Origin of the sequence: Hippea alviniae EP5-r, from assembly GCF_000420385.1 — a bacterium.
GTDB classification, from domain to species: domain Bacteria; phylum Campylobacterota_A; class Desulfurellia; order Desulfurellales; family Hippeaceae; genus Hippea; species Hippea alviniae.
This window is the reverse complement of record NZ_ATUV01000001.1, coordinates 631302-654336: the sequence shown is the minus strand read 5'-3', so window position 1 is coordinate 654336 and position 23035 is coordinate 631302. Positions and strand designations below refer to the sequence as shown.

At 38.0% G+C, this 23035-nt stretch carries 21 protein-coding genes; 17 read left to right on the top strand and 4 right to left on the bottom strand.

Annotated features, from left to right (window positions below; all coding sequences use genetic code 11):
* The 16 genes from G415_RS09690 (at window position 1) to G415_RS0103430 (ending at window position 15598) form a co-directional block, all read left to right on the top strand.
* The gene (locus tag G415_RS09690) at window positions 1-756 is read left to right on the top strand and encodes an enoyl-CoA hydratase/isomerase family protein (protein WP_022670207.1); all 756 of its coding nucleotides are present in this window, start codon (window positions 1-3) and stop codon (window positions 754-756) included.
* A gap of 4 nt (window positions 757-760) precedes the next feature.
* Window positions 761-1672 (top strand): signal recognition particle-docking protein FtsY, encoded by a 912-nt coding sequence (ftsY, locus tag G415_RS0103500; RefSeq protein ID WP_022670206.1) that lies wholly within the window; start codon window positions 761-763, stop codon window positions 1670-1672.
* A 16-nt stretch (window positions 1673-1688) separates the two neighbouring features.
* The gene (gene eno / locus G415_RS0103495; protein WP_022670205.1) at window positions 1689-2951 is read left to right on the top strand and encodes a phosphopyruvate hydratase; all 1263 of its coding nucleotides are present in this window, start codon (window positions 1689-1691) and stop codon (window positions 2949-2951) included.
* Complete coding sequence (locus G415_RS0103490; RefSeq protein WP_022670204.1) at window positions 2920-3225, top strand: hypothetical protein; 306 nt, start codon at window positions 2920-2922, stop codon at window positions 3223-3225. Before eno ends, G415_RS0103490 begins: the two co-directional genes overlap by 32 nt.
* A 5-nt stretch (window positions 3226-3230) precedes the next feature.
* The gene (gene trmFO, locus G415_RS0103485; RefSeq protein ID WP_022670203.1) at window positions 3231-4529 is read left to right on the top strand and encodes a methylenetetrahydrofolate--tRNA-(uracil(54)-C(5))-methyltransferase (FADH(2)-oxidizing) TrmFO; all 1299 of its coding nucleotides are present in this window, start codon (window positions 3231-3233) and stop codon (window positions 4527-4529) included.
* Window positions 4510-5184 (top strand): FAD-dependent thymidylate synthase, encoded by a 675-nt coding sequence (gene thyX / locus G415_RS0103480; RefSeq protein ID WP_022670202.1) that lies wholly within the window; start codon window positions 4510-4512, stop codon window positions 5182-5184. The genes trmFO and thyX overlap by 20 nt, the downstream gene beginning before the upstream one ends.
* Entirely contained in the window at window positions 5181-5858 is a 678-nt protein-coding gene (gene rsmI, locus G415_RS09685) for a 16S rRNA (cytidine(1402)-2'-O)-methyltransferase (protein WP_022670201.1), read from the top strand. Before thyX ends, rsmI begins: the two co-directional genes overlap by 4 nt.
* Window positions 5833-7290, top strand: coding sequence for a murein biosynthesis integral membrane protein MurJ (murJ, locus tag G415_RS0103470; protein WP_022670200.1), 1458 nt, complete (start codon window positions 5833-5835; stop codon window positions 7288-7290). The genes rsmI and murJ overlap by 26 nt, the downstream gene beginning before the upstream one ends.
* Complete coding sequence (gene nfo / locus G415_RS0103465; protein ID WP_022670199.1) at window positions 7287-8141, top strand: deoxyribonuclease IV; 855 nt, start codon at window positions 7287-7289, stop codon at window positions 8139-8141. Before murJ ends, nfo begins: the two co-directional genes overlap by 4 nt.
* A complete protein-coding gene (locus tag G415_RS0103460) occupies window positions 8141-8452 on the top strand; it encodes a hypothetical protein (protein WP_022670198.1) in 312 nt (103 codons plus the stop codon). Before nfo ends, G415_RS0103460 begins: the two co-directional genes overlap by 1 nt.
* A 119-nt stretch (window positions 8453-8571) precedes the next feature.
* The gene (locus tag G415_RS0103455; RefSeq protein WP_022670197.1) at window positions 8572-9651 is read left to right on the top strand and encodes an ATP-binding protein; all 1080 of its coding nucleotides are present in this window, start codon (window positions 8572-8574) and stop codon (window positions 9649-9651) included.
* Window positions 9652-9715: 64 nt separating this feature from the next.
* Complete coding sequence (locus tag G415_RS09680) at window positions 9716-10312, top strand: 50S ribosomal protein L11 methyltransferase (protein ID WP_022670196.1); 597 nt, start codon at window positions 9716-9718, stop codon at window positions 10310-10312.
* Window positions 10309-12510 carry a phosphoribosylformylglycinamidine synthase subunit PurL gene (gene purL / locus G415_RS0103445; protein WP_022670195.1) on the top strand — a complete coding sequence of 734 codons (2202 nt, stop codon included), beginning with the start codon at window positions 10309-10311 and terminating at the stop codon, window positions 12508-12510. The genes G415_RS09680 and purL overlap by 4 nt, the downstream gene beginning before the upstream one ends.
* Window positions 12464-12799 carry a cupin domain-containing protein gene (locus G415_RS0103440; RefSeq protein ID WP_238321441.1) on the top strand — a complete coding sequence of 112 codons (336 nt, stop codon included), beginning with the start codon at window positions 12464-12466 and terminating at the stop codon, window positions 12797-12799. Before purL ends, G415_RS0103440 begins: the two co-directional genes overlap by 47 nt.
* A complete protein-coding gene (uvrC, locus tag G415_RS0103435; RefSeq protein WP_022670193.1) occupies window positions 12796-14595 on the top strand; it encodes an excinuclease ABC subunit UvrC in 1800 nt (599 codons plus the stop codon). The genes G415_RS0103440 and uvrC overlap by 4 nt, the downstream gene beginning before the upstream one ends.
* A gap of 1 nt (window position 14596) precedes the next feature.
* The gene (locus tag G415_RS0103430; protein WP_022670192.1) at window positions 14597-15598 is read left to right on the top strand and encodes a hypothetical protein; all 1002 of its coding nucleotides are present in this window, start codon (window positions 14597-14599) and stop codon (window positions 15596-15598) included.
* On the opposite strand, the gene G415_RS10655 is transcribed toward G415_RS0103430, so the two are convergent.
* Window positions 15595-17916, bottom strand: coding sequence for an HD domain-containing phosphohydrolase (locus tag G415_RS10655; protein ID WP_051129534.1), 2322 nt, complete (start codon window positions 17914-17916; stop codon window positions 15595-15597). The genes G415_RS0103430 and G415_RS10655 overlap by 4 nt on opposite strands.
* Window positions 17917-18043: 127 nt before the next feature.
* Between G415_RS10655 and G415_RS0103420 the strand changes: the two genes are divergently transcribed.
* On the top strand, window positions 18044-19144 hold the full coding sequence (locus G415_RS0103420; RefSeq protein WP_022670190.1) for an ABC transporter substrate-binding protein: 1101 nt from the start codon (window positions 18044-18046) through the stop codon (window positions 19142-19144).
* A gap of 55 nt (window positions 19145-19199) precedes the next feature.
* On the opposite strand, the gene G415_RS0103415 is transcribed toward G415_RS0103420, so the two are convergent.
* From G415_RS0103415 to G415_RS0103405, 3 genes are read right to left on the bottom strand one after another with little or no spacing between them, the layout of a single operon-like run.
* The gene (locus tag G415_RS0103415) at window positions 19200-19703 is read right to left on the bottom strand and encodes a biotin/lipoyl-containing protein (RefSeq protein ID WP_022670189.1); all 504 of its coding nucleotides are present in this window, start codon (window positions 19701-19703) and stop codon (window positions 19200-19202) included.
* Between the two features lie 18 nt (window positions 19704-19721).
* A complete protein-coding gene (accC, locus tag G415_RS0103410; protein ID WP_022670188.1) occupies window positions 19722-21278 on the bottom strand; it encodes an acetyl-CoA carboxylase biotin carboxylase subunit in 1557 nt (518 codons plus the stop codon).
* A gap of 16 nt (window positions 21279-21294) precedes the next feature.
* Window positions 21295-22839: an acyl-CoA carboxylase subunit beta gene (locus G415_RS0103405; RefSeq protein WP_022670187.1), complete on the bottom strand. Its 1545-nt coding sequence runs from the start codon at window positions 22837-22839 to the stop codon at window positions 21295-21297.
* Between the last annotated feature and the right edge of the window lie 196 nt (window positions 22840-23035).

The window sequence follows — 23035 nt, the reverse complement described above, 5'->3', positions numbered from 1 at the left end:
ATGAGTTATGTAAAATTTGAAAAAAGCGACGAGATAGGTGTTTTAACGCTAAATAGGGCAGACAAACACAACTCAATCAATCAGGATTATATGAGAGACTTGGAAGAGTTCTTAGATTTTGCAGAAAAAGAGAACATGAAGGTATTGGTTGTTAGGTCTGCTGGTGAGAATGTATTTGCTGCAGGTGGTGATATCTCATACTTTATAACATTGAAAAGCCATGAAGATGCCTTTAAGATGGCATTTAGAATGCACAACATTCTAAACAGGTTTGAAGATTTAAAGTATCCGACAGTATGTGCGATAAACGGTTCTGCTATCGGTGGCGGAGCAGAGATTGTGCTTGCCTTTGACATAAGGTTTGCAAGAAGCGATATTTACATTCAGTTTAAAGAGAAGAATATGGGCGTTACGACAGGGTGGGGCGGCACATACAGACTCGTTAAGCTGCTTGGATACTCAAAAGCGCTTGAGATTCTTCTCTCTGCAGACAAAATAGATGCAAAAAGAGCCAAAGATATAGGGCTTGTGAATGAGATTTACGATAAGAGTATTTTGATGGATAAAGTGTTTGAGTTCTGTTATAAACTAAAAGATGACGATGTGAAGCTGTTAAAACAGATTAAAAAACTCGCCAAAGAGTCTGCTTTGCTTGATAGAGAGTCAGCTATGAGACTTGAGAGGGAGCTGTTTTCTGCAAGCTGGATGTTTGGAAAGAGAGAAAAGCAGATGGAAAAATTTTTAAACAGGGGATAGTCAAATGGGATTTTTGAAGTCCATCTCAGATAAGCTTTTTAAAACAAAGAAGAGTTTTACAGAGAAGATACACGAAGAGTCTAAAAAAGATGAACCGATAACGCAGGAGTATTTGGATTTTATTGAAGAGCTTTTGATAGAGTCTGACTTTGGTGTAAAGACAACAATGAAAATCATGGAAGCAATCGAAGAAGGTATTGATTCAAAGGAGATTAAGACAAGACACGATGTTGAGCTAAAAATCAGGGAAGTGATACTAAATGTGCTGAAGCAGGTGGAAAAACCACTCGAGATAAGGCATAAAAAGTTTGTTGTTTTGGTTGTTGGAATAAATGGTTCTGGTAAAACAACAACCATAGGCAAACTTGCAAGTTTAAATACAGATAAAGGCAAAAGGGTGATGCTCGTTGCTGCAGATACATTCAGGGCAGCAGCCATAGAACAGCTTGAAGAGTGGGCAAAAAGAAGCGGCGCTCTGATTGTTAAACAGGAAGAAGGAGCAGACCCTGCAGCCGTTGCATACGATGGTGTATCAAGCGGTATAGCAAGGGATGTTGATGTTATATTTGTCGATACAGCAGGCAGACTGCACACGCAAAAAAACCTGATGAACGAAGTGATAAAGATAAAAAAGGCGATTCAAAAGGCATACCCAGAAGCACCACACGAGACGCTTCTTGTTCTTGATGCAACAATTGGCCAAAATGCCATAAATCAGGCAAGGGAGTTTAATAAAGCATTGGGAATAACGGGTATTGTTCTAACAAAGATGGATGGCACAGCCAAAGGCGGAATAATCGTTGCAATAAGCGAAGAGTTCAAAATTCCGATAAGATACATTGGAATCGGCGAACAGTTAGAAGACCTAAGGGCATTCAACGCAAGAGACTTTGTTGAAAGTGTATTTACGCCATAAATATTGGAGGTGATATATGAGTGTTATAGTTGATGTTTACGCCATTGAAATCTTAGATTCAAGGGGCAATCCAACAGTAAAATGCACGGTAAGAACAGAAAATGATGTGCTCGGCACAAGTGAAGTGCCAAGCGGTGCATCAACGGGCGATAATGAAGCCATTGAGTTAAGAGATGGCGATGAGAGATTCAGAGGCAAAGGCGTCCTAACAGCCGTCAACAACATAAACGACAAGATAGCAAATGAAGTTATAGGGTTAGATGTATTTGAGCAGGCAGAAATCGACAACACGATGCTTGAGCTTGACGGAACAAACAACAAATCAAACTTGGGTGCAAATGCTATTTTGGCTGTCTCTATGGCTGTTGCAAGAGCCGCTGCAAATGAACTCAAACAGCCACTTTATAGGTATCTCGGCGGACTTCATGCAAATTTATTACCACTGCCTATGCTCAACATTCTAAACGGCGGAAAACATGCAGATAACAATGTTGATTTTCAGGAGTTTATGATTGTGCCTGTTGGTGCTGAGAGTTTCAAAGATGCAATGAGAATGGCATCTGATACCTTCTGGGCTTTAAAAGGCATCTTGAAGGATAAAGGATTGGCAACGAGTGTTGGAGATGAAGGTGGTTTTGCTCCTAATCTTGAGTCAAACGAAGAGCCGATAAAACTGATTCTGCAGGCTATTGAGAAGGCTGGTTATAAACCAGAAGAAGATATAGCGTTGGCGCTTGACCCAGCAGCAAGCGAGTTTTACAAAGATGGGTATTACATGGTGGGCAATGAGAAGCTCTCAAGCGATGATATGATATCGTTATACAAAGAGCTGATTCAAAAATATCCGATTATAAGCATTGAAGATGGACTTGCTGAGAACGATTGGGATGGATGGGAGAAGTTAACTGACGAGCTTGGCGATGTGATTATGCTCGTTGGCGATGATATATTCGTAACCAACACGGAGCTTATAGAAAAGGGAATAGAAAATGCTATAGCTAATGCGGTGCTGATAAAGTTAAACCAGATTGGAACACTGACCGAAACACTTGATGCGATAAGATTGGCAGAAGATGCCGGTTATGGGTTTGTTATCTCGCACAGGTCAGGCGAGACGGCTGATACATTCATCTCTGATTTGGCTGTTGCGACGAATTCAGGATGGATTAAGACAGGTTCAGCCTGCAGAGGAGAGAGAATTGCCAAATACAACAGACTTATTGAGATAGAAGACGAGATGTTCCCATATGGTGAATACCCGAGCTGGAAGAGTATTTAACATACTGTTTCTCATAACAGCCGTTATAGTTGTAGGGTTGATTGCAAAGGGTATCTATTCAAGACAGATTCAATTAAGGGAGCTCAAGAAGGAGAGCTCCCTTTTAGATAAAAGGATAAGCGAAGTAAAGCAGCAGATAAGCACGATAAAGATGCACATAAAGATGGCAAAGAGTGACCCATATTACATAAAACAGAAGGCAACAGATAAGTATCTGATGATAAACAACAAAGACGAGACAATAATGATATTCCCAGACCCACAAGAAAAATAATCAGTATGAAAGTAAACATAGTTGGTGCAGGGCTTTCAGGTATAGAAACTGCTTTTGCCATAGCAAGAAGGGGATATAACGTAAATCTATTCGAAATGAAGCCAAAGCATTTTAGCGAAGTGCATAAAACAGACAGATTAGCAGAGATAGTCTGCTCAAACTCCTTTGGCAGTGTGAAGTTAACGACGGCAAGCGGTATTCTAAAAGAAGAGATGAAAATACTCGATTCGGTTTTGCTGAAAGCTGCCGAACAGGTTAGAGTTGAAGCAGGCGGTGCATTGGCTGTTGATAGAGAGAAGTTTTCGGCTTTAATCACAAAGTGGGCAGAAGAAGAGCCAAACATTACACTTATAAGAGAGAAAATTACAGAGCTGGACGATAATAATATCTGGATAGTGGCTTGTGGACCACTGTGCGATAGTGAACTTGTTGAATATTTAAAAGAAGAGATAATCGGTGATGAGATGCTTTATTTTTACGATGCGATAGCGCCGATTGTGTATGCCGACACTGTCGATTTTTCAAAAGGGTTTTGGGGCTCAAGGTACTCTTCAGATAAAGATTACTTCAATTGTGTGCTTACGGAAGATGAGTATAACAGGTTTTATGATGAGCTTTTGAAGGCTGAAAAAGTTGAACCAAAGGAGTTTGAGAAGAATTACTTTGAAGCATGCCTGCCGATTGAAGAGTTAGCAGAAAGAGGCAAGCAAACTTTACTTTTCGGCCCATTAAAACCCGTTGGTTTGAAATATGAAGGCAAAACACCGTTTGCAGTCGTTCAGCTGAGAAAAGAGAATAAAGAAGGCACACTTCTATCTTTGGTTGGCTTTCAGACTAAGCTAACATACCCAGAGCAGAAGCGTATCTTCAGACTTATTCCGGCACTTAAAAATGTCGAATTTGCAAAGTTGGGCAGTCTTCACAGAAATACATTCATCGATTCACCAAAACTTTTGAATGTTTTTCTTCAGTCAAAGAAAAAATCCAATGTCTTCTTTGTTGGGCAGATAACAGGTGTCGAAGGGTATATGGCATCTGCCGTAAGCGGCATATATGTTGGCATGAACATTGCACTTAAATTAAAGAAGAACAAAATGTTAGAGCCACCCGAAAATACGATGTTTGGTGACCTTATACGATACATCACATCAAAGGAAGGAGAGTTTCAGCCAATAAGCGAAAATTTCGGATTCATAGAAGTTGGTAAAGTGAAGAACAAAAAGATGAAAAGGGAACTGCAGGCTAAAATTGCACTTGAAAACACAAAGCGATGGAGAGAGAAATATGAGAGTGAGTTTAATTGAATATACACCAGGCCCAGACAGAACAGCAGCCTTTGCTGCAAGGGTCTGTTATTCTTCTAATCCGCACTCCTTAAAGCTTGACGATGAAGAGATAAGAAAAATCTTAAGAAGGGTTATAAAATCAGGACACCACTCGGTTTTAGAGCATGTGAACTTTACCTTTTTGATAGAAGGCATAAGCAGGGTTGCAACCCACCAGCTTGTAAGACACAGAATTGCAAGCTACTCTCAACAGAGCCACAGATACACAAAAATCAAACCAGACAGCTTTGCAGCTCCGCCGTCAATAGAAGAGAACAGAGAAGCAAAAGAGCTATTCGAAAAACACCTTAAAAACTCAATTGAGTTGTATGAGAAGCTGATAGAACTTGGCATAAAAAAGGAAGATGCCCGCTTTGTAATTCCGCAGGCAGTCGTGTCAAACATCGTCATAACAATGAACGCACGGGAGCTTTTACACTTCTTCTCCTTAAGGTGCTGCGTAAGGGCTCAGTGGGAGATAAGAGAAGCTGCAATCGAGATGCTAAAGCTGGCAAAGAGCAAGGCACCGATAATATTTGAGAATGCAGGCCCAACCTGTATGTGGGGCAGGTGTCCAGAAGAGAAACCCTGTCCAGATATACCCGCAATAAGGGAGTATTTTAGGAATCTATGAGTGGCAAGCTGTTTGTTGTTGCAACACCAATAGGCAATCTTGCCGATATAACCTATCGAGCCGTTGAAGTTTTAAAGAGTGTTGATTATGTGCTTGCTGAAGCTCCAAACCACTCTCGCAGGTTGTTTGAGAAATATTCAATAGACACAAGGCTTATAAAATACAACGACGATTACTATGTTGAAAAAATCATCAATCAGGCAATTACGGATGCAAAAAATGGGCAAAACATAGCTTTGATTACAGATGCAGGAACGCCCACAATTTCAGACCCGGGATACAGGATTGTTAAAGCGTTTAGGGATAATGGACTTGAAGTTGTCCCAATTCCCGGAGTAAGTGCCGTAATAACCGCTCTAAGTGCAAGCGGCCTTCCAACGGATAGGTTTGTCTTTTTGGGATTTTTACCAAAGACATCACCCAAAAGAAGAAAAGCTTTGCAGGAAGCAGATATAGATGCGACGATAGTGTTTTATGAGTCTCCAAACAGGGTTTTGAAGGCTTTAGTTGATGTTAAGGAAGCATTGGGCGAAAGGGAAGTTGTCGTTGCACGAGAGCTGACAAAGATACACGAAGAGTTTTTGGTTGGAACAGTAAGCGAAGTTATTGACATTCTCTCAAAAAGGCCGTCCATAAAGGGCGAATTCGTTGTTCTCGTTAAGAAAAACGCTTAAAAACTCAAAAACCATATCCATTTTTACGCTTTTAAGCAGAATACTGGGCTTTGTTCGGGATTTACTTATCGCTTCTCATCTTGGTGCAAGCGTTTATACTGACATGTTTTTTATCGCCTTTAGAATACCCAATTCGTTAAGAAGGTTTCTTGGCGAAGGAGCGATAAACTCATCTGTCGTTCCTGTTTTATCAAAGATAGAAGAAAAAGAGAAACCGAAGGCTATTTTTAACCTTATCTTCTATTTCTGCGTCGTTCTTCTTATTATAACCGTTTTGGGTATTGTGGCTTCAAAACTTTTGATGCTTCTGTTTGCAGGTGGATACATCAACTCACCTTACTCATCAACAATGAACAGCCTTATTAAACTTATTTTTCCCTATCTATTTTTTGTCGGATTGTATGTCCTTCTTATGGGAATTCTAAACAGCTATGAGCATTTTGCCATTCCTTCATTTGCACCTGCACTTTTAAATGTCTCTTTAATAGCTGCTGTTTTGTTGCTTCTGGGTAAGTTTAAAAATCCTGCCTATGCTTTAGTGGTTGGTGTTTTGATTGGTGGAGTTTTGCAGGTTTTAGTCTCTTTGATTGATTTTTTAAGCCTAAGGTTGCCGTTTAGATTCTCGTTAAAACTTGAAAAGTCAACAAAAGAGATATTCTCTTTAACAACCTTAACGGCATTAGGCAGTAGTGCATCTCAAATCTCGTCAATGGTGGACTCATTCGTTGCAAGTTTTCTTCAGGCAGGCAGCTTTACCTATCTTTTTTATGCAAACAGACTGTTTCAACTTCCGTTTGCTGTATTTTCTATAGCCATAACCCAAAGCTCTCTGCCAAGTTTATCAAAAATAGAGAAAGAGAAGATACCATCTGCCGTCGAAGTTCTGCTCAAGTTTATGCTCTTTTTGTCCATAGGCGTTGAGATTTACTTTATCGTGTTTGCAGACAAAATCATAGAAATTCTGTTTATGCACGGTAAATTTTCACTCACAGACACCCTAAACACAGCATTAGCCTTAAAAATCATGATGGTTAGCTTTATCTTTTACTCATTTTCGAAGATTTTGAACAATGCGTTTTACTCTTTAAAAGATGCAAAGACACCACTTAGGGTATCTGTTATCTCATCGATTGCAGCCATAATCTCATCATTAAGTTTGGGTTTTTGGCTTGGTTTCGTTGGGCTTGCCATATCAACGGCGATAACAGGATTTATAAACTGTATTGCTTTGCTGTTTTACATACCAAAGAAGATAGGCAGAATAAGGCTTAAAATGATTATTGATAGGTTTATTGCTCTTGAGTTTGTTCTGCTTGCTGTCTTGTCAATTATTGCAGCAGGGTATAGGTTTGGCTTTATTGTCGTAATTCCCGTTTACCTTGCTTTTTTGATTTATGGAATAAAGAGATTTTTAAAAGAGAAGACAGTATGAAACATATAGGAGCTCATGTTAGTGCTTCAGGTGGCGTATTTAACGCACCAGTTAGGGCAAAGCAGATAGGAGCAGACGCCTTTGCTCTGTTTGTAAAAAACCAGAGACAGTGGAAGGCGAAGCCTTTGGATAAAGATACCGTTGAGAAATTCAAACAAAATTGCAAAGAGCTGGGTTTTGAAAGTAAATATATCCTGCCGCATGCGGGTTATTTGATAAACTTGGGCAGTGTTGTTGAAGAGAACGCTAAAAAGTCGTTCGAATCGTTTAAAGATGAAGTATTAAGAGTGAAAGAGCTATCGCTGAACAAGATAAATGTTCATCCAGGTGCTCATCTGAATAAAATTTCAGAGATAGAGTGCATCAAGCTTGTTGCCAAAAACATAAACAGAATCATCGAAGAGACGGAAGATGTGATTATAGTTATTGAAAATACGGCAGGTGATGGAACGCATATCGGCTATAGGTTTGAGCATTTAAGGGATATAATCGATTCGGTCAAAGATAAAAAACGCATCGGTGTTTGTATTGATACATGCCATATGTTTGCTGCAGGATACGACATAAGAGATAAGGAGAGCTTTTTTAAAACATGGGAGAAGTTTGATGAGATAGTTGGGTTTGAGTTGCTAAAAGGTGTTCATCTGAATGATTCTAAGGTTGAACTCGGCAGCAGGGTTGATAGACACGAAAGCATAGGCAAGGGTAAAATAGGTATAGACGCCTTTAAACTTTTAATGAGAGATAGGCGGTTTGACGATATTCCTTTGATTCTTGAAACGCCAAATAATTCAATATGGGCAGATGAGATAAAAATGTTAAGAAAATTTGAGTCAGATAGGAGTTTGTGATGATAGCAAGGGTGTGGCATGGAAAGACAAGGGTTGAAGATTATGAGAGATACTCAGAATTTCTAAAAACTAAAGCAATACCGGATTATACCAACACTGAAGGGTTTATCAAACTTATCTTTTTAAGAAGAAAAGAGAAGCAAGAAGCTCACTTTACTCTCATCACATTTTGGGAGAGTTTGGATGCTATCAAAAAATTCGCCGGCGAAGATTACGAAAAGGCTAAGTATTATCCAGAAGATAAGGATTTTCTGCTTGAGTTTGAAGAGAAAGTGATACATTACGAAGTTTTTAGCGAGTTGGATAAATAGATGAGCTGTTTTTCGCTTTGTGAATGAAAGATTACTTAAAATTAAAAATTTTCATTTTTCTTGCAAACTCTTTTAAACTCCCTGTATAATAAAAACAAACTGACTAAAAGGAGCAACCCATGAACACAAGAACCTTCAGAAACAAAAAACTCATAGACAGAGATAAAGAGATAAACTTCCTCCTTGACTGGTTCAATCAATTACCAGAGTTAATCCTTTGGGTTTATGGCCCAAAATCTTCAGGCAAAACAACACTCATTGAGTATGTTGTTGAAAAGGAGCTGTTTGAAGATTTTGAGAACTTAAAACCCAAAGGGAACTATTGGGTTAGATATGTAAACCTAAGAAGAAAACTCATCTCAAGCTATGAGACATTTCTTGAATCGTTCATCAAACCTGAAGAAGAGTATGTAATGCAAAAGGGTATCTCTGCAGGAGTATCTGTTGCAGTATTTACATTGAAAGCAGAAATTTTAAAACAGGTAAAAGAGAGAAAAAAGGATTTATTTGATGCTCTAATAGATGAGTTAGATAAAAAGGTAAAGAAAGAGAATAAAAAACCAATTCTCATCATTGATGAGATTCAGACATTAGAAGAGATTTACATCAATGGAGAAAGAGAGCTTCTAAAAGAGTTTTTAAACTTCTGTGTCTCTTTAACAAAAGAGACACATCTGTCTCATGTTGTTATCCTAAGCTCAAATACTGTGTTTATTGATAGGATTTATAATGATGCAAAGCTAAAGAAGACAAGTGAGTTTTTTAAGATTGACCATTTAGATAAGAGTATAGTTGTAGAGTGGTTAAGTTCTGAAGGATACACAGAAGAAGAGATAAATCTCATCTATGACTATCTTGGTGGTTGTATTCCAGATATACAAAGAATGATGATGTTAAAAGACAAATACAAAAGCATTAAAGAGTATTTAGAGCATAGGGCGTTTTTGGCTTATTCGCAGATAGTAATGTTCTATCATCAAGGTAAGTTTCCAAAAGAAGAGATAGAAATATTTGAGAATATCTGCAAAGAGATTTTAAACAATGGCTCATTTGTTCTTTCAAAAGACAGAGATTCAAAATACTTAGAAGTCATCTCCAAGTGGGCAGAAAAAGAGATACTCTTCTTTGACCCGCTTACATTGGAAGTTAAAGGAAATAGCAGGATTTATGAGAAGGGAATGGAAAAACTTGAGTTGTGAATTTTGAATTTTGGATTTTGAATTGGAAGTTGTGGATGGGAGAATAAAATATCAGGAGAGATGAATGGGTTGGAGATTGAAAGATAAGGCAAAGGTTATTGAGATAGGAGAAAAATTCATAATAGCACCAGAAGATGTAAAAACAGACAGGATTAAAATTACGCTCGCTGAAGGTAAATCCTTTGGAACCGGTGTGCATGAGACAACCGTTAGCTGCATAGAAGTTATGGAGACACTCGACTTAAAAGACAAAAGTGTGCTTGATGTAGGTATAGGAAGCGGGATTTTATCTATTGCAGCCATGAAACTAAAAGCAAAAAGAGCAGTGGGTTTTGATATAGAAAAATTTGCCATCGACGAGTGCAAAAAGAATGCGAAATTAAATAATGTTGATATTGATTGCTTTGTCGCTGATTCGCCTGCAGCCGTAGATGAAAAATTTGACCTTGTTATCGCAAATATATTCGACGATATAATTTTGTCCATGAAGGATGAAATTTTAAGGGTTTTAAAAAAAGACGGCCATTTGCTTTTATCCGGTGTCTTAATAGAGGAAAATTTCAAGGTCAAGCGAGCTTTCGAAGAGAGCGGTTTAAGGGTACTGAAAAATATTTTTTTAGAAGAATACACCACTATTCTGCTTAAAAGGGAGGAGAAATGAATCTGGAGGAAAAGCTAAACGCAATAGGTTTGAAGATAGAAGAATACGAACTATTAAAAGAAAAATTGGGCAGAGAGCCAGAAGATATAGAGCTTGAGATAGCATCTGCCATGTGGAGTGAGCATTGCAGCTATAAGTCTTCGAAAATTCATTTGAAAAAGTTGCCCACAAAAGGCAAAAGGGTAATTATTGGGCCTGGTGAAAATGCCGGTGTTGTCGATATAGATGACGGTTTTGTTGCAGTATTCAAGATGGAATCGCACAATCACCCGAGTTTCATAGAGCCTTATCAGGGTGCAGCCACGGGAGTGGGTGGAATTCTAAGGGATGTTTTCACTATGGGTGCAAGGCCTGTGATGAATCTTGACGGCCTTTTTTTTGGCTCGATTGATTATCCAAGAACAAAATACCTGATAGACGGCGTTGTGCGTGGAATAGGTGATTACGGAAACTGTGTTGGAGTGCCAACTGTTGGTGGTATGACATTCTTTGATGAGTCATACAATACAAACAACCTTGTCAATGCATTCACGCTCGGCATAGGCAGAAAAGAGAAGATATTCTTAGGCATGGCAAAGGGTATAGGCAATCCTGTTTTTTATGTTGGCTCAAAAACAGGTAAAGACGGGATTCACGGTGCGACAATGGCGTCAAACTCCTTCGACGACAACGCAGAAGAAGAAAGACCTGCCGTTCAGGTGGGAGATCCGTTTACGGAAAAACTCCTAATTGAAGCATGCCTTGAGTTGATGGATAAAGATATAATCGAAGGTATTCAGGATATGGGTGCAGCGGGTTTGACTTCAAGCTCGTTTGAGATGGCAGACAGGGGAGGTGTCGGGCTTGATTTGTATTTAGACAAGGTGCCGACAAGGGAGAAAATGACGCCAAGTGAGATAATGTTATCTGAATCGCAGGAGAGAATGCTTGTTATAGCAAAAAAAGGCAAAGAGGAAGAAGTCAAAAGGATATTCAAGAAGTGGAATCTTGACGCTGAAGTTATAGGCAAAGTAACCGACACAAAAAGAATAAGGTTGTTTTATGAAAACAAGCTTGTTGCCGATATAGATGTTGAGTTTATGGTATCAAACGCACCGGTTTACAACAGAGAGACAAAAGAACCGGCATACATAAAAGAGAAAGAAGGTTTTGATTTTGATTCGATAAAAGAACCCAGCGATTACAATGGCGTTTTGCTAAAGCTTATAAAGAGTCCTGAGTTTGCAAATAAAGAGCCGTTGTATGAGCAGTATGATGCCACCGTCCAGACGAATACGATTTTAAGACCCGGAAGCGATGCTGCCGTTATAAGGGTTAAAGAGTCAAAAAAGGGCGTTGCTGCGACGATTGATGTAAATCCGAGATATGTATTTTTAAATCCTGATAAAGGCACTCAGCTCTCCTTTTTAGAAGCATACAGAAATCTTATAACAACAGGTGCAGAACCTATAGCCTTAACGGATTGCTTAAACTTCGGAAATCCAGAAAACCCAGAAATCATGTGGCAGTTTAAAGAGTCAATCGAAGGGTTAAAAAAGGCTTGCGAAACTATGGAAGTGCCGGTCGTTAGTGGAAATGTGAGCTTTTATAATGAAACAAGCGGCAAAAATATACTCCCGACACCGTCAATCGGCATGGTTGGAATAATCAACAAGCCGTTAAACGCTGCAAGTATCGGTTTTAAAAAGATAGGCAGTGATGTCTGTATGATTGGCAGGATAGAAGAGAAAGAACTTGGCGGTTCTGCTTATCTTAAGTGGATATACGGCAAAATAGAAGGCAAACTGCCAAAGATAAATTACGAAACCCATAAAAAGCTCAAAAGCGTTATGATTGAAGCAACAGAGAAGGGATATATCTTATCTGCTCACGATGTTTCAGAAGGCGGTATAGCAATCTGCTTAGCTGAGATGGTTTTGAAAGGAAAAACAGGAGCCAAAGTCAAGCTTGACATAAAAGACAGAGCCGATTTTTATCTGTTTAGCGAAACTCAGGGCGTTATAATCGTTGAGACGGACGATTCCGATAAGCTAAAAGAGTTGTGCGACAAAGCGGGGCTTGATTTTAGCATAATAGGAAAAACTATAGAACAAAGACTAATCATAAACGACATTATAGATATCGACAGAACAACTTTAAAAAAGAACAACGATGAGTTTTTCGGCTCAGTGTTTAACTGGAAAGATGAATGCATTTGAAAATATAAGGCTTGCAGACGAAGAGATTTTTGAGACGATAACAAAAAGCGAATATGTCAGGATAGAAAGAATTATCTCAAATGGCCAGAAATCGCCTGAAGGTTTCTTTTACGACCAGGATGAGTATGAGTTTGTTTTACTGCTTGAAGGTGAAGCCGAGCTGTTCTTTAAAGAAAAGGGCAGGGTTAGGCTCAAAAAAGGCGATTATTTAGTCATAGAGCCACACGAACTTCACAGAGTCGAATATACTTCAAAACCTGCCATCTGGCTTGCTGTTTTCTATAGATGAAGATTGATTTGTTTAAAGACCATAACCTTATAAAAGAGATACCTACACAATCCGGCGTCTATATCATAAAATCCGAAGACGATGAGATTTTATACATAGGCAAGGCAAAATCGCTAAGAGATAGGCTAAAAAGCTATCTGAAACCTTCCGATCTGGATATGTTCAAGATATCTCTTGTTAGAGAAGCTTCGTCAGTTGAGATTATCGTCGTAAACAGTGAGCTTGAAGCGTTGCTTCTTGAGTCAAACCTGATAAAAGAGTACAGACCGCCTTACAATATTGTTTTGAGAGACGATAAAAGCTATCCGTATTTGCGTATCAGTTATTCTGAAAAATTCCCGAGACTCACAATCGTAAGAAGAGTAAAGCAAAAGGGCGACTTTTACTTTGGGCCTATAACACCTGTTGATAAGCTGAGAACACTTGTTAAGTTGTTGAAATCATCGTTTAAGATTATTCAAAAAAACGACTCTCAATGCCAGGGCTCAGATAGGGCATGCATCTATTATCAGATGGGAAAGTGCACAGCACCCTGCATAGGAGCAATAAGCAGAGATAAGTATTTAAAGCTTATAGATGAGATAAGAGAAATTCTAACCAATCCGTCAAAAATCAAAAAGAAGCTAAAGAGTGAGATAGACAGGTGCGTTGAAGAGTTGAACTTTGAGAAGGCTATTGAGTTAAGGGATAAACTAAAAGCCATTGAGCTGCTTGAAAACAAGCAGACTGTAAGTGAGATAGACGAAGATTTCTGCGATGTTGTGGCATTTGCAGAAAAAGACGGCATCGTCTGTGTTTATGTGATGAGCGTAAGATTTTCAAACATAACAGGCGGCAGGAGTTTTTTCTTCTATCAGGCTCATATAGATGATGAGTTTATAGAGAGCTTTTTGACACAGTATTACCTTGTATCGTCGCAGGTTATACCTGATGTTATAATAACAGACGGCTTAAAAGATACAAATACTCTGAGTAAAGCCATATCAACGCTAAAAAATGTTCAGGTTATAGTGCCTAAAAAGGGTAAAAGAAGAAAACTGCTTGAGATGGCTTTGAAAAATGCCAAACTAAATCTCGACATCCACCTAAATCAGTTCTCAGAAAACATCAGAATACTCTCAAAACTAAAAGAGAGATTCGGTCTTTTAAAAATGCCACATGCGATAGACATAGCAGACATATCTCACATAAACTTTGAAAATGTCGTTGGCGGAGTTGTCAGATACAGTATAAGCGGATTTGATAAACAGATGTATAGAAGATACAAACTTGAGTCAAAATATGAGAGCGAAGCTATGGAAGAGATGTTGAGCAGGCATAAAAAGTTGCTAATCAGAAGCTCTTTAAAATTGCCTGACATTCTTCTTGTTGACGGCGGCGTTATTCAGGTAAAAGCAGCAAAAAGGATATTTCCGGAGATTATCGTTTTAGGCATAGCAAAAGAGAAAAAAGATGGTTTATCCAAGCGCTCTTTGGGTGATGTGGCTGACAAAATTTATTCAGAAGAAGGCATAATTGAGATAGATGAAGATTTGCTTAAGTTTTTCCAAAAACTCAGAGACGAAGCGCATAGGTTTGCCGTAAGCTATCATAGAAAAAAGAGAAAAGAGTATGTTTTAATGAGTGCGCTGGATAGAATAGAGTTTATAGGCCCAAAAAGAAAGAAGGCTTTATTTGAAAAATTCGGTAATATTGATAGACTAAGAGAAGCTGACATAGATGAGATTGCATCTGTTAAAGGCATAAGCAGAAGGATTGCCGAGATAATAAAAGAGAAGCTAAACGAAGGAGGGTAAAATGAGACTAATCCTTATCGTGGCGATAATGTTTTTAATCTCTTCGTGCACAACAGAGACGGTTAAAGTTAAAATGATAAAAAAGGGAAATTATAAAAACCTTACCTGCAAAACAGTGAAGCTGGGCAACATAAAAGGCGACACGGTGGGATTAAGAAGTTTTATATACAAAAAGTTATTGTCGAATGGTTTGCTTATAAAGAGAATAGGAAAAACATGCATAGTCTCTGGAAAGGTTGAAAACGGAATAAATATCATAAATTATAAAAAGAAGGTTAAAATCAATTACCAGGATATTCCAAGATGCGAGTATTTTGCCGCAACCTGCGTGGCAAAAAACGGCATAGTGTTCTGCTCAAAAGAGAATAAAATCACAAGCAAACTGTATTATTATATCTCAAACTCATTGAGAAACCCGCAGGGCTATTACTTGTATAAAAACAAAATCTATCAAATTCAAGAGAAGTGCAAACCGCTATACACTTACATAACCTGCCAGAGAGCAACAATAACCACAACAGCAACATTAAGTGTTGATGTATTCAAAAAGATATACACACAGAGCGATTTAGCAGATGCATGCTCTTCTATTGGCAGCATACCTTACAGCAGTAAGCCTTCTGTTTATAAGGTATCTCAAAACGAAATAAAATATTTACAGAAGATGCAGGCTATGAAGATAGCTGATGCTTTTATAAAGGACTTTTTCCCGCATCCGTTTACATTCAAGGTTGAGATATTAAAGCCAAAAACAGAAAAAGACGATGTTAAAAAATTCTTAGATGCCCTTCAATCTGGGAACTTTAGCGAAACGGAGCTTGAAAAGATGCTAAAATACAACACAGATTACAGGTTGATGTATGATGTGGCTGTTGGATATGAGCTGCTTGGAAACTTTGACAAGGCAGAAGCTATATTCGAGTATATCTTAAAAAATACAAATGACATAGAGTTAAAAAGCAAGATATTTGACCAGCTGTATTATCTGTCTCAAAGGGATTAAACAACACTTTTTCTTCTCTTTAGTAGCAGCAGGTATAAGGCATCTTCAAAGCTCTTTGCTTCATAGGGATAGGTGAGATACGACACTTCTATCTTTACAAAATGAACTATACTCTCATTTCTTTCATCCACAAAGCTTTTAAGTTCTGAGTTGTCTTCCACTATCTTCTTTATATCTTTTTCTATTGCATCCTTTAACTTTTCAAGCCTATTAAACCACTTCTCTCCTTCTTGTCTTACTATAAACAGAAATGCATCTTCATAAGCCCTTGAAGCATACTCTTCTGAATAGCCCATCTCTTCGAGTGTTTTTACGATATATTCTGTTATTAAATAGATAACCTTATCAACTGCATCGGGTGGAAATTCATAGTTTAAAAAAGCCATATCCCTTAAATAAATCATAAACATTGCAAACGGTTCGTTATTTGATTGAAACTGTTTTGCTTTCTCTATCAAAACCCTTCTTCTCTTTAATCCTGTTTTGTAATCTATATCGAAGATTTCGTTTCTTATTCTGTCAACTTCTTCTATCTCTGCATCGACTTCTTTTGTCTCTTCGAGTATGCAGTTCTCTATGAGTTCATTTTCAACCTTTGAGAGAATATCTTGGTCTAATTTCTCTTTTTTCATTATTTCTATAGCTTTTTCTGGAGATAATTTATCTCTATATGGCCTTTTTGATGTCAAGGCATCAAATACATCTGCAATAGCAAGGATTTTTGCTTCTATTTCTATCTCATCACATTTAAGTCCATCTGGGTATCCACTGCCATCACACCGCTCATGATGGTGTTTTATATAATTTGCCATCTCTTTGAATCTCGATATGTTTGCCACTATTTGATATGAGAAGATAGGATGGTATTGAATAATCTTATACTCATTTTTTGTTAACCTTCCCGGTTTTAGAAGTATGTTATCAGGGACACCAATTTTGCCTATATCATGCAAAAGGCCTGCTCTGTAAAGCTCTTCCTGTTTTGACTCTGACATACCCAACTTCTTTGCTATTATCTTTGAATAGAAGGCAACCCTTTGAGAGTGGCCTTTGGTGTAAGGGTCTCTTGCTTCTGTCGCTTTTATGAAGGCTTCAAGAAACTCATTCTCATAATCTCTAAATTTGAGCAAAGCAAGATTTATATAGCGAGTAAATTTCTCTATCTCTTTTATTTTGTATTTTTCTTGATTCAATATAGAATTATTTTTAAATGCATCTTCAATTTCATGCAGCAGGTTTTCAATCTTTCTTTTTGTAATATTAAAAGATACCCATGCAATCCCGGCTACAATAATAATCCCAATAATAAGAAGAACAAAAAAGCCCCTTTCAACAGTGATAATGCTCTGCTTGAGCCTATTGTTTATGTTACCTATCACAGCGTTAGCTTCATCAATATAAAACCCTTCACCAATTATCCATCCCCAATCGGCAAAACATCCGATGTAAGAGATTTTTCTTTCAACCTTTCCTGTTTTCGGTTCTATCCACGAATACTCTATAAATCCGCCACCTTTTTCGCAGGCTTTCAACTCTTTCTTAAAAACTTCCTTTGCTTTTTTGGGAACTTTGCTGACTTGCCACAACTTCCTGCCATCATTTATTACTTTATTGTTCGTTATTATAGCTTCTCCATCCATAGTGTTAATAAAAATATAGTTGTTCTCATTCACAACACCATTGGTCTTCTCTATATTAAAAATCACACTGTTTTTAACCCATCTATTATATCTATCAAGATTCACATAAGCCATAATATAGGCATTTAACTCCGGTAAAAATACAGCATAACCAACAAACTTGTTACCGTTTGCCATTTTACCATCTACGAAAAATTCATCTTCTGTATCCGCTTTTAGCATAAATGTTTTTCTTGTTTCTTCTGTTAAAGTAATATTATACTCATTTATATAGTTTCCCGTCTCTACTAAAACTGCAAATTTCCCACAATCGTAGAGAAAACTGCCTTCAGTAAACAATTTTACATACTTAAAAAAGTCTCTATCTCCCAAAAGTTTCAACAAATCGTCAACTCTCTCTTTCTGGTTAAACGCTTCTTTTCGTATAACTTCTCTCACCCTATATCTTGAATAACTGTATTGAGTTGCTATAAATTCAATCGTTTTTAAAACACTACCTTTGACCTCTTTTTTTCTCAAATTTATGTAATTATTTCTTATAACTTTAGAGTTTTTTATAAAAGCATCACTTAGGGATTTATGAAGAACAACTTCAAGAACGATCAACGCTAAAGTACCATATAATAGCACAAACAGTGCTATTATAAATGACAAAGATATAGACCTTCTTCTATTCATTATAGTCAATTATACTTTGAAATACAACAGAGTCAAAAATTTAAGCTTGACAGTAGAAGGCTTAACTGTATAATAACAATTGTTAATTTTTCTTTTAAAGACACTTAACAATGAAAGGAGAACAGAGATGGGAAGACTTATCGTAGGCATTTTTCTGTTAATCCTTACTTTCTCTTTACCATCAATGGCAGAATCGAATATCAAAGTTGGGGTTTACTTGTCCATGACAGGACCCGTTGCTGCTTGGGGTAGGGTAGAGTGGCAAGGTATAAAGATGGCACATGAAATGATAAAAAAAGTTAACAAAAAGAACATTGATTTACTTCTTGAAGACGTAGCAAGTAAGCCTGAAGGTGCGGCGCTTGCAGCGGAAAAACTTGTAGATGAAAGAGTTAAGTTTGTTGTAGGGCCTGTTGCAAGTTTCGCTGCCTTATCTGCCATACCTATATTTGAAAAGGCTAAGGTAGTAGATGTCATACCAACCGCAAACGCAAAAGGACTAACGAAAGGAAAGAGCTTTATTTCTCGCGTCTGCTTTAGCAATCAGCAACAAGCTAAGGTTATGGCGAACTACATATACTCATCTGGCAAAAAAAAGGGTGTTATTGTAGAAGATTTAAGCCAAGATTACTCCGTTGACCTCGCAAAGGATTTTATAAATTCATTTAAAAAAATAGGTGGGGAAATTAGTGAAATATTCTATATTTCAAGTTCAGACACAGACTTCAGTGCTCTTGCAGCACAAATAAAGAGCTCAAATGCTGATTTTGTATATTTTACAACATACTATCCATCTATTGCGCTGATACTTAGGGATTTGAGAATGATAAAGTGCAACATACCCGCATTCGCTGGTTCAGCAGCATCATCCTATGCCCTACTAAAAATTGCGGGTAGAGCCGCAGAAGGATTAATATTTACAGACGACTTCGACCCATTAATTCCACAAACGCAAGAAAGTAGAAAATTTATTTCTCTATTTAGAAAAAGATACAATAGACTTCCAGATTCCCCCGAAGCTTTAGCAGCTGATGCCTATCTACTACTCGTAAAAGCTATAGAAAAAGGTGATGAAAACCCTCAAAAGGTTGCACAATTTGCGAGAAATACAACATTTTATGGCATAACTGGAAAAATAATAATAAAGAACGGAATAGTTAAAAGGACTATCGTCTTACGGCAGGTAAAAGACGGAAAATTTAAACCTGTTGCAGTATTTGAACCCTAAAAAATAGAAATAGAAAAGGGCAGGCTAAAAACCTGCCCAAGAATAAACTTTTTCTTTACTCGATTGTTACAAGTTTTGCATCAGCTTCAATTGTCTCACCATCTTCAACAAAGACTTCTGTAACCTTTCCGTCTTTTGGAGATTTTATTTCATTTTGCATCTTCATCGACTCAAGAATCAGGAGCACATCGCCTTCTTTAACTTCATCATCAACTTTGACCTTAACTTCAACAACCTTACCGGGCATCTCACTCTTAACAGTGTATGCACCTTCAAGACCACCAGCACCGCCTCGTTTCTCAAGCATTCTCTTCTTTAATTCATCCATAACTTCAATTTTGAACAGGTCACCTTCGTTATAAACATGGTAAATTCCATCTTTGTAATCTAAGTCAACCTCAAACGATTTTCCATTAACTATCAGAGAATAAACGCTAATTTCAGATAACTGAGCATCAACTATATAAGACTTATCATCTATTATCACTTCGTATTTACCTTCATCCAGCTCTTTTACTTCAACTTTATACTCAACATTGTCAAGCGTTGCTATATACATCTTTTCACTCCTTCCTTTTTAGGTTGAATATTTATAAATATCACCAAAACTAACTCCGTACATAGCTGCCCTTCTTCCCGCTTCTTTCCATGGACTACCATAAGAGCAGGTCTCTTTAAATTCAAGCACCTTTCTTGCTAACTCTTTCTCTCTTAGATACTCCTTAATTGCCGCTGCTGCTATAGCAACCTCAACTGAACCTTCTCTTTTCTGTGGTTCAGCCAAAACTTCTTTATCTATGAAATCAGTGCTTATATTACCCTTTATAAAGTTTTCGTTTCTTAAGACCTTTTGATGGAATGGAATCGTTGTTTTTATGCCTTTAACTACAAACTCTTTTAGCGCTCTCTTCATTCTGGCTATAGCATTTTGCCTATCTGTATCCCAAACTATCAACTTTGCGACCATTGGGTCGTAATAGAGTGGCACTTCACCCCTTGAGTAAACTCCGCTATCAACTCTAACTCCAGGACCTCCGGGCATCCTTAAACCTGTAATCATACCTGGTGAAGGCATGAAGTTATTATCTGGGTCTTCTGCATAGATTCGGCACTCTATGGCATGTCCAACCTGTTTTATATCTTCTTGTTTAAACGGAATAGGTTTACCTTCTGCTATCTCTATCTGGAGTTTGACGATATCTATTCCTGTTACCATCTCCGTAACAGGATGCTCAACCTGAAGTCTTGTATTAACTTCAAGAAAATAGAAGTTCATATCCTTGTCAACCAAGAACTCAACCGTTCCAACGCTATCATAGTTTGCAGCAGCAACAGCTCTTATAGCAGCTTCGCCCATCTTATGTCTTACTTCGTCGTTAATTGCCATAGATGGAGACTCTTCTATAACCTTCTGATGTCTTCTCTGGATTGAACACTCCCTTTCAAACAGATGAATCGCATTTCCATGTTTGTCCCGTGCAATCTGAATCTCAACATGCCTTGGTTTCTCTATGGCTTTTTCAATATACATTCTATCGTCGCCAAATGCACTTAAAGCTTCACCTTTAGCTAAGTCATAAACTTCTTTAAACTCTTCAGCCGAACGAATCAATCTCATTCCCTTACCACCACCGCCGGCTGAAGCTTTAAACATAATCGGATAGCCTACTTCTTCAGCTATTTTTAGAGCATGCTCAAGACTCTCAACAGGGTCCTTGGTTCCAGGAACAACAGGAACTCCAGCTTCTATCATTCTCTGGCGAGCTCTTGTTTTATCACCCAAAATATACATTGACTCAGTATTAGGTCCAATAAATGTTATACCAGCCTCTTCACATGCTTTAACAAACTCGGAATTTTCACTCAAGAAGCCGTATCCCGGATGGACCGCATCGCAGCCAGACTTAACGGCAACTTCAACAATTTTCTCTATATTTAAGTATGACTCAGCAGGCGCAGGTGGACCTATATAGTATGCTTCATCGGCATACCTTACATGCAGAGCATTTCTGTCAACTTCAGAATAAACAGCAACCGTCTCAATGCCCATCTTTCTGCAGGCTCTGGCAACCCTGATAGCTATTTCTCCTCTGTTGGCTATCAAAACCTTTTTAAACTCTTTATACTTAGCCATAATTGCCTCCTATCTTTTATAGCGGAATATTTCCGTGTTTCTTCTGTGGATTAGATTCTCTCTTATTCTTTGTCATCTCCAATGCCTGTATAAGTTTAAGCCTTGTATCCGCAGGATCGATAATCTCATCAATATAACCCAAACCAGCAGCAACATAAGGATTAGCAAACTTCTCTCTGTACATTTGGACAAGCTCAGCTTTCTTCTGAACAGGATTTTCGGCTTCAGCAAGCTCTTTTCTGTAAAGAATGTTAACAGCACCATCAGGACCCATAACGGCAATCTCTGCTATTGGATAAGCATAGTTTACATCAGCCCTAAAGTGCTTAGAACCCAAAACATCGTATGCACCACCGTATGCCTTTCTTACGATGAGCGTAATTTTTGGAACTGTAGCTTCAGCATATGCGTAGAGCAACTTTGCGCCATGAACGATAACGCCGTTGTGCTCTTGAGCAACACCTGGCATGTATCCCGGCTGGTCTTCGAATGTTATGATAGGAATATTGAAAGCATCGCAGAATCTTACGAATCTTGCAGCTTTAATAGCAGCTTTATAATCCAAAGCGCCAGCAAAGAACTGCGGCTGATTAGCAACTATACCAACACTCCTTCCGCCCAATCTTGCAAATCCAATAACGATATTTTTTGCATAATTCTCTTGAATCTCAAAGAAATAATTATCATCAACAACTTTTTTAATTAAGTCCTTTATGTTGTATGGCTTGTTTGGGTCGGCTGGAACTAAGTCGTAGATAGACTCTTCTCTTCTGTTTGGTGGGTCATCCGTTGGCTTGTATGGTGGGTCTTCCATATTGTTTTGTGGGATAAACTGCAGAAGCTCTCTTACTATCATCAAAGCATCTTCGTCATTTTCTGCCGCAAAGTGGGCAACATTTGTCTTTGTAGTATGAACTTCAGCACCACCCAAGTCTTCTTTTGTTATCTTCTCGCCCGTCACAGCTTCAATAACATCAGGACCCGTAATAAACATAAAGCTTGTATTTTTAACCATTATAGTAAAGTCTGTAACAGCAGGTGAATAGACAGCACCACCAGCTGTTGGACCCATTATCACTGAAATCTGCGGAATGACGCCAGACATTAAAACATTTCTCAAGAATATATCTGCATAACCAGCTAATGACTCAACACCTTCCTGAATCCTTGCACCACCAGAGTCATTCAATCCTATTACAGGTGCACCAACCTTTGCAGCCAAATCCATTATCTTGCAGATTTTCTTGGCATGAGCACCACTTAAAGAACCACCAAATACCGTAAAGTCCTGACTAAATACAAAAACAAGCCTTCCATCAATAGTTCCATAACCTGTAACGACACTATCGCCTAAGATTTTCTTCTTTTCCATACCAAAGTCAGTGCATCTGTGAACAACAAACTTATCCAGCTCAACAAAGCTGCCTTCGTCGAGTAATAACTTAATTCTTTCACGGGCAGTTAATTTACCCTGAGCATGCTGTTTTTCAATACGGTCTAAACCACCACCCAACTCTGCCTGCTCTTCGAGTTTTTTGAGTTCTTCCAGTTTGTCGCGCATTTGAACAACCTCCTATAATATTTTTCAAGTCTAATATACTCAAAAACAAATAAAGTGTCAATAAAGTTTTTTATCCTTTTGTTAACTTCATAAAGAATATTTCTAAATATTGAAATAGCTATTTAACTTTTGTCCAAAAAAATGTTAAATTTTCAAGCATCTTCAATTGTCTGTTTTAATATTTGAAAAAAACTTG

Coding starts and splice junctions, on each gene's coding strand:
- ftsY (WP_022670206.1), top strand. CDS start 761: ATGGGATTTTTGAAGTCCATCTCAGATAAGCTTTTTAAAACAAAGAAG.
- thyX (WP_022670202.1), top strand. CDS start 4,510: ATGAGAGTGAGTTTAATTGAATATACACCAGGCCCAGACAGAACAGCA.
- G415_RS0103455 (WP_022670197.1), top strand. CDS start 8,572: ATGAACACAAGAACCTTCAGAAACAAAAAACTCATAGACAGAGATAAA.
- G415_RS09690 (WP_022670207.1), top strand. CDS start 1: ATGAGTTATGTAAAATTTGAAAAAAGCGACGAGATAGGTGTTTTAACG.
- G415_RS0103460 (WP_022670198.1), top strand. CDS start 8,141: ATGATAGCAAGGGTGTGGCATGGAAAGACAAGGGTTGAAGATTATGAG.
- G415_RS10655 (WP_051129534.1), bottom strand. CDS start 17,916: ATGAATAGAAGAAGGTCTATATCTTTGTCATTTATAATAGCACTGTTT.
- purL (WP_022670195.1), top strand. CDS start 10,309: ATGAATCTGGAGGAAAAGCTAAACGCAATAGGTTTGAAGATAGAAGAA.
- G415_RS0103440 (WP_238321441.1), top strand. CDS start 12,464: ATGAGTTTTTCGGCTCAGTGTTTAACTGGAAAGATGAATGCATTTGAA.
- G415_RS0103415 (WP_022670189.1), bottom strand. CDS start 19,703: ATGTATATAGCAACGCTTGACAATGTTGAGTATAAAGTTGAAGTAAAA.
- accC (WP_022670188.1), bottom strand. CDS start 21,278: ATGGCTAAGTATAAAGAGTTTAAAAAGGTTTTGATAGCCAACAGAGGA.
- G415_RS0103430 (WP_022670192.1), top strand. CDS start 14,597: ATGAGACTAATCCTTATCGTGGCGATAATGTTTTTAATCTCTTCGTGC.
- G415_RS0103490 (WP_022670204.1), top strand. CDS start 2,920: ATGGTGAATACCCGAGCTGGAAGAGTATTTAACATACTGTTTCTCATA.
- uvrC (WP_022670193.1), top strand. CDS start 12,796: ATGAAGATTGATTTGTTTAAAGACCATAACCTTATAAAAGAGATACCT.
- nfo (WP_022670199.1), top strand. CDS start 7,287: ATGAAACATATAGGAGCTCATGTTAGTGCTTCAGGTGGCGTATTTAAC.
- G415_RS09680 (WP_022670196.1), top strand. CDS start 9,716: ATGGGTTGGAGATTGAAAGATAAGGCAAAGGTTATTGAGATAGGAGAA.
- G415_RS0103405 (WP_022670187.1), bottom strand. CDS start 22,839: ATGCGCGACAAACTGGAAGAACTCAAAAAACTCGAAGAGCAGGCAGAG.
- trmFO (WP_022670203.1), top strand. CDS start 3,231: ATGAAAGTAAACATAGTTGGTGCAGGGCTTTCAGGTATAGAAACTGCT.
- eno (WP_022670205.1), top strand. CDS start 1,689: ATGAGTGTTATAGTTGATGTTTACGCCATTGAAATCTTAGATTCAAGG.
- rsmI (WP_022670201.1), top strand. CDS start 5,181: ATGAGTGGCAAGCTGTTTGTTGTTGCAACACCAATAGGCAATCTTGCC.
- G415_RS0103420 (WP_022670190.1), top strand. CDS start 18,044: ATGGGAAGACTTATCGTAGGCATTTTTCTGTTAATCCTTACTTTCTCT.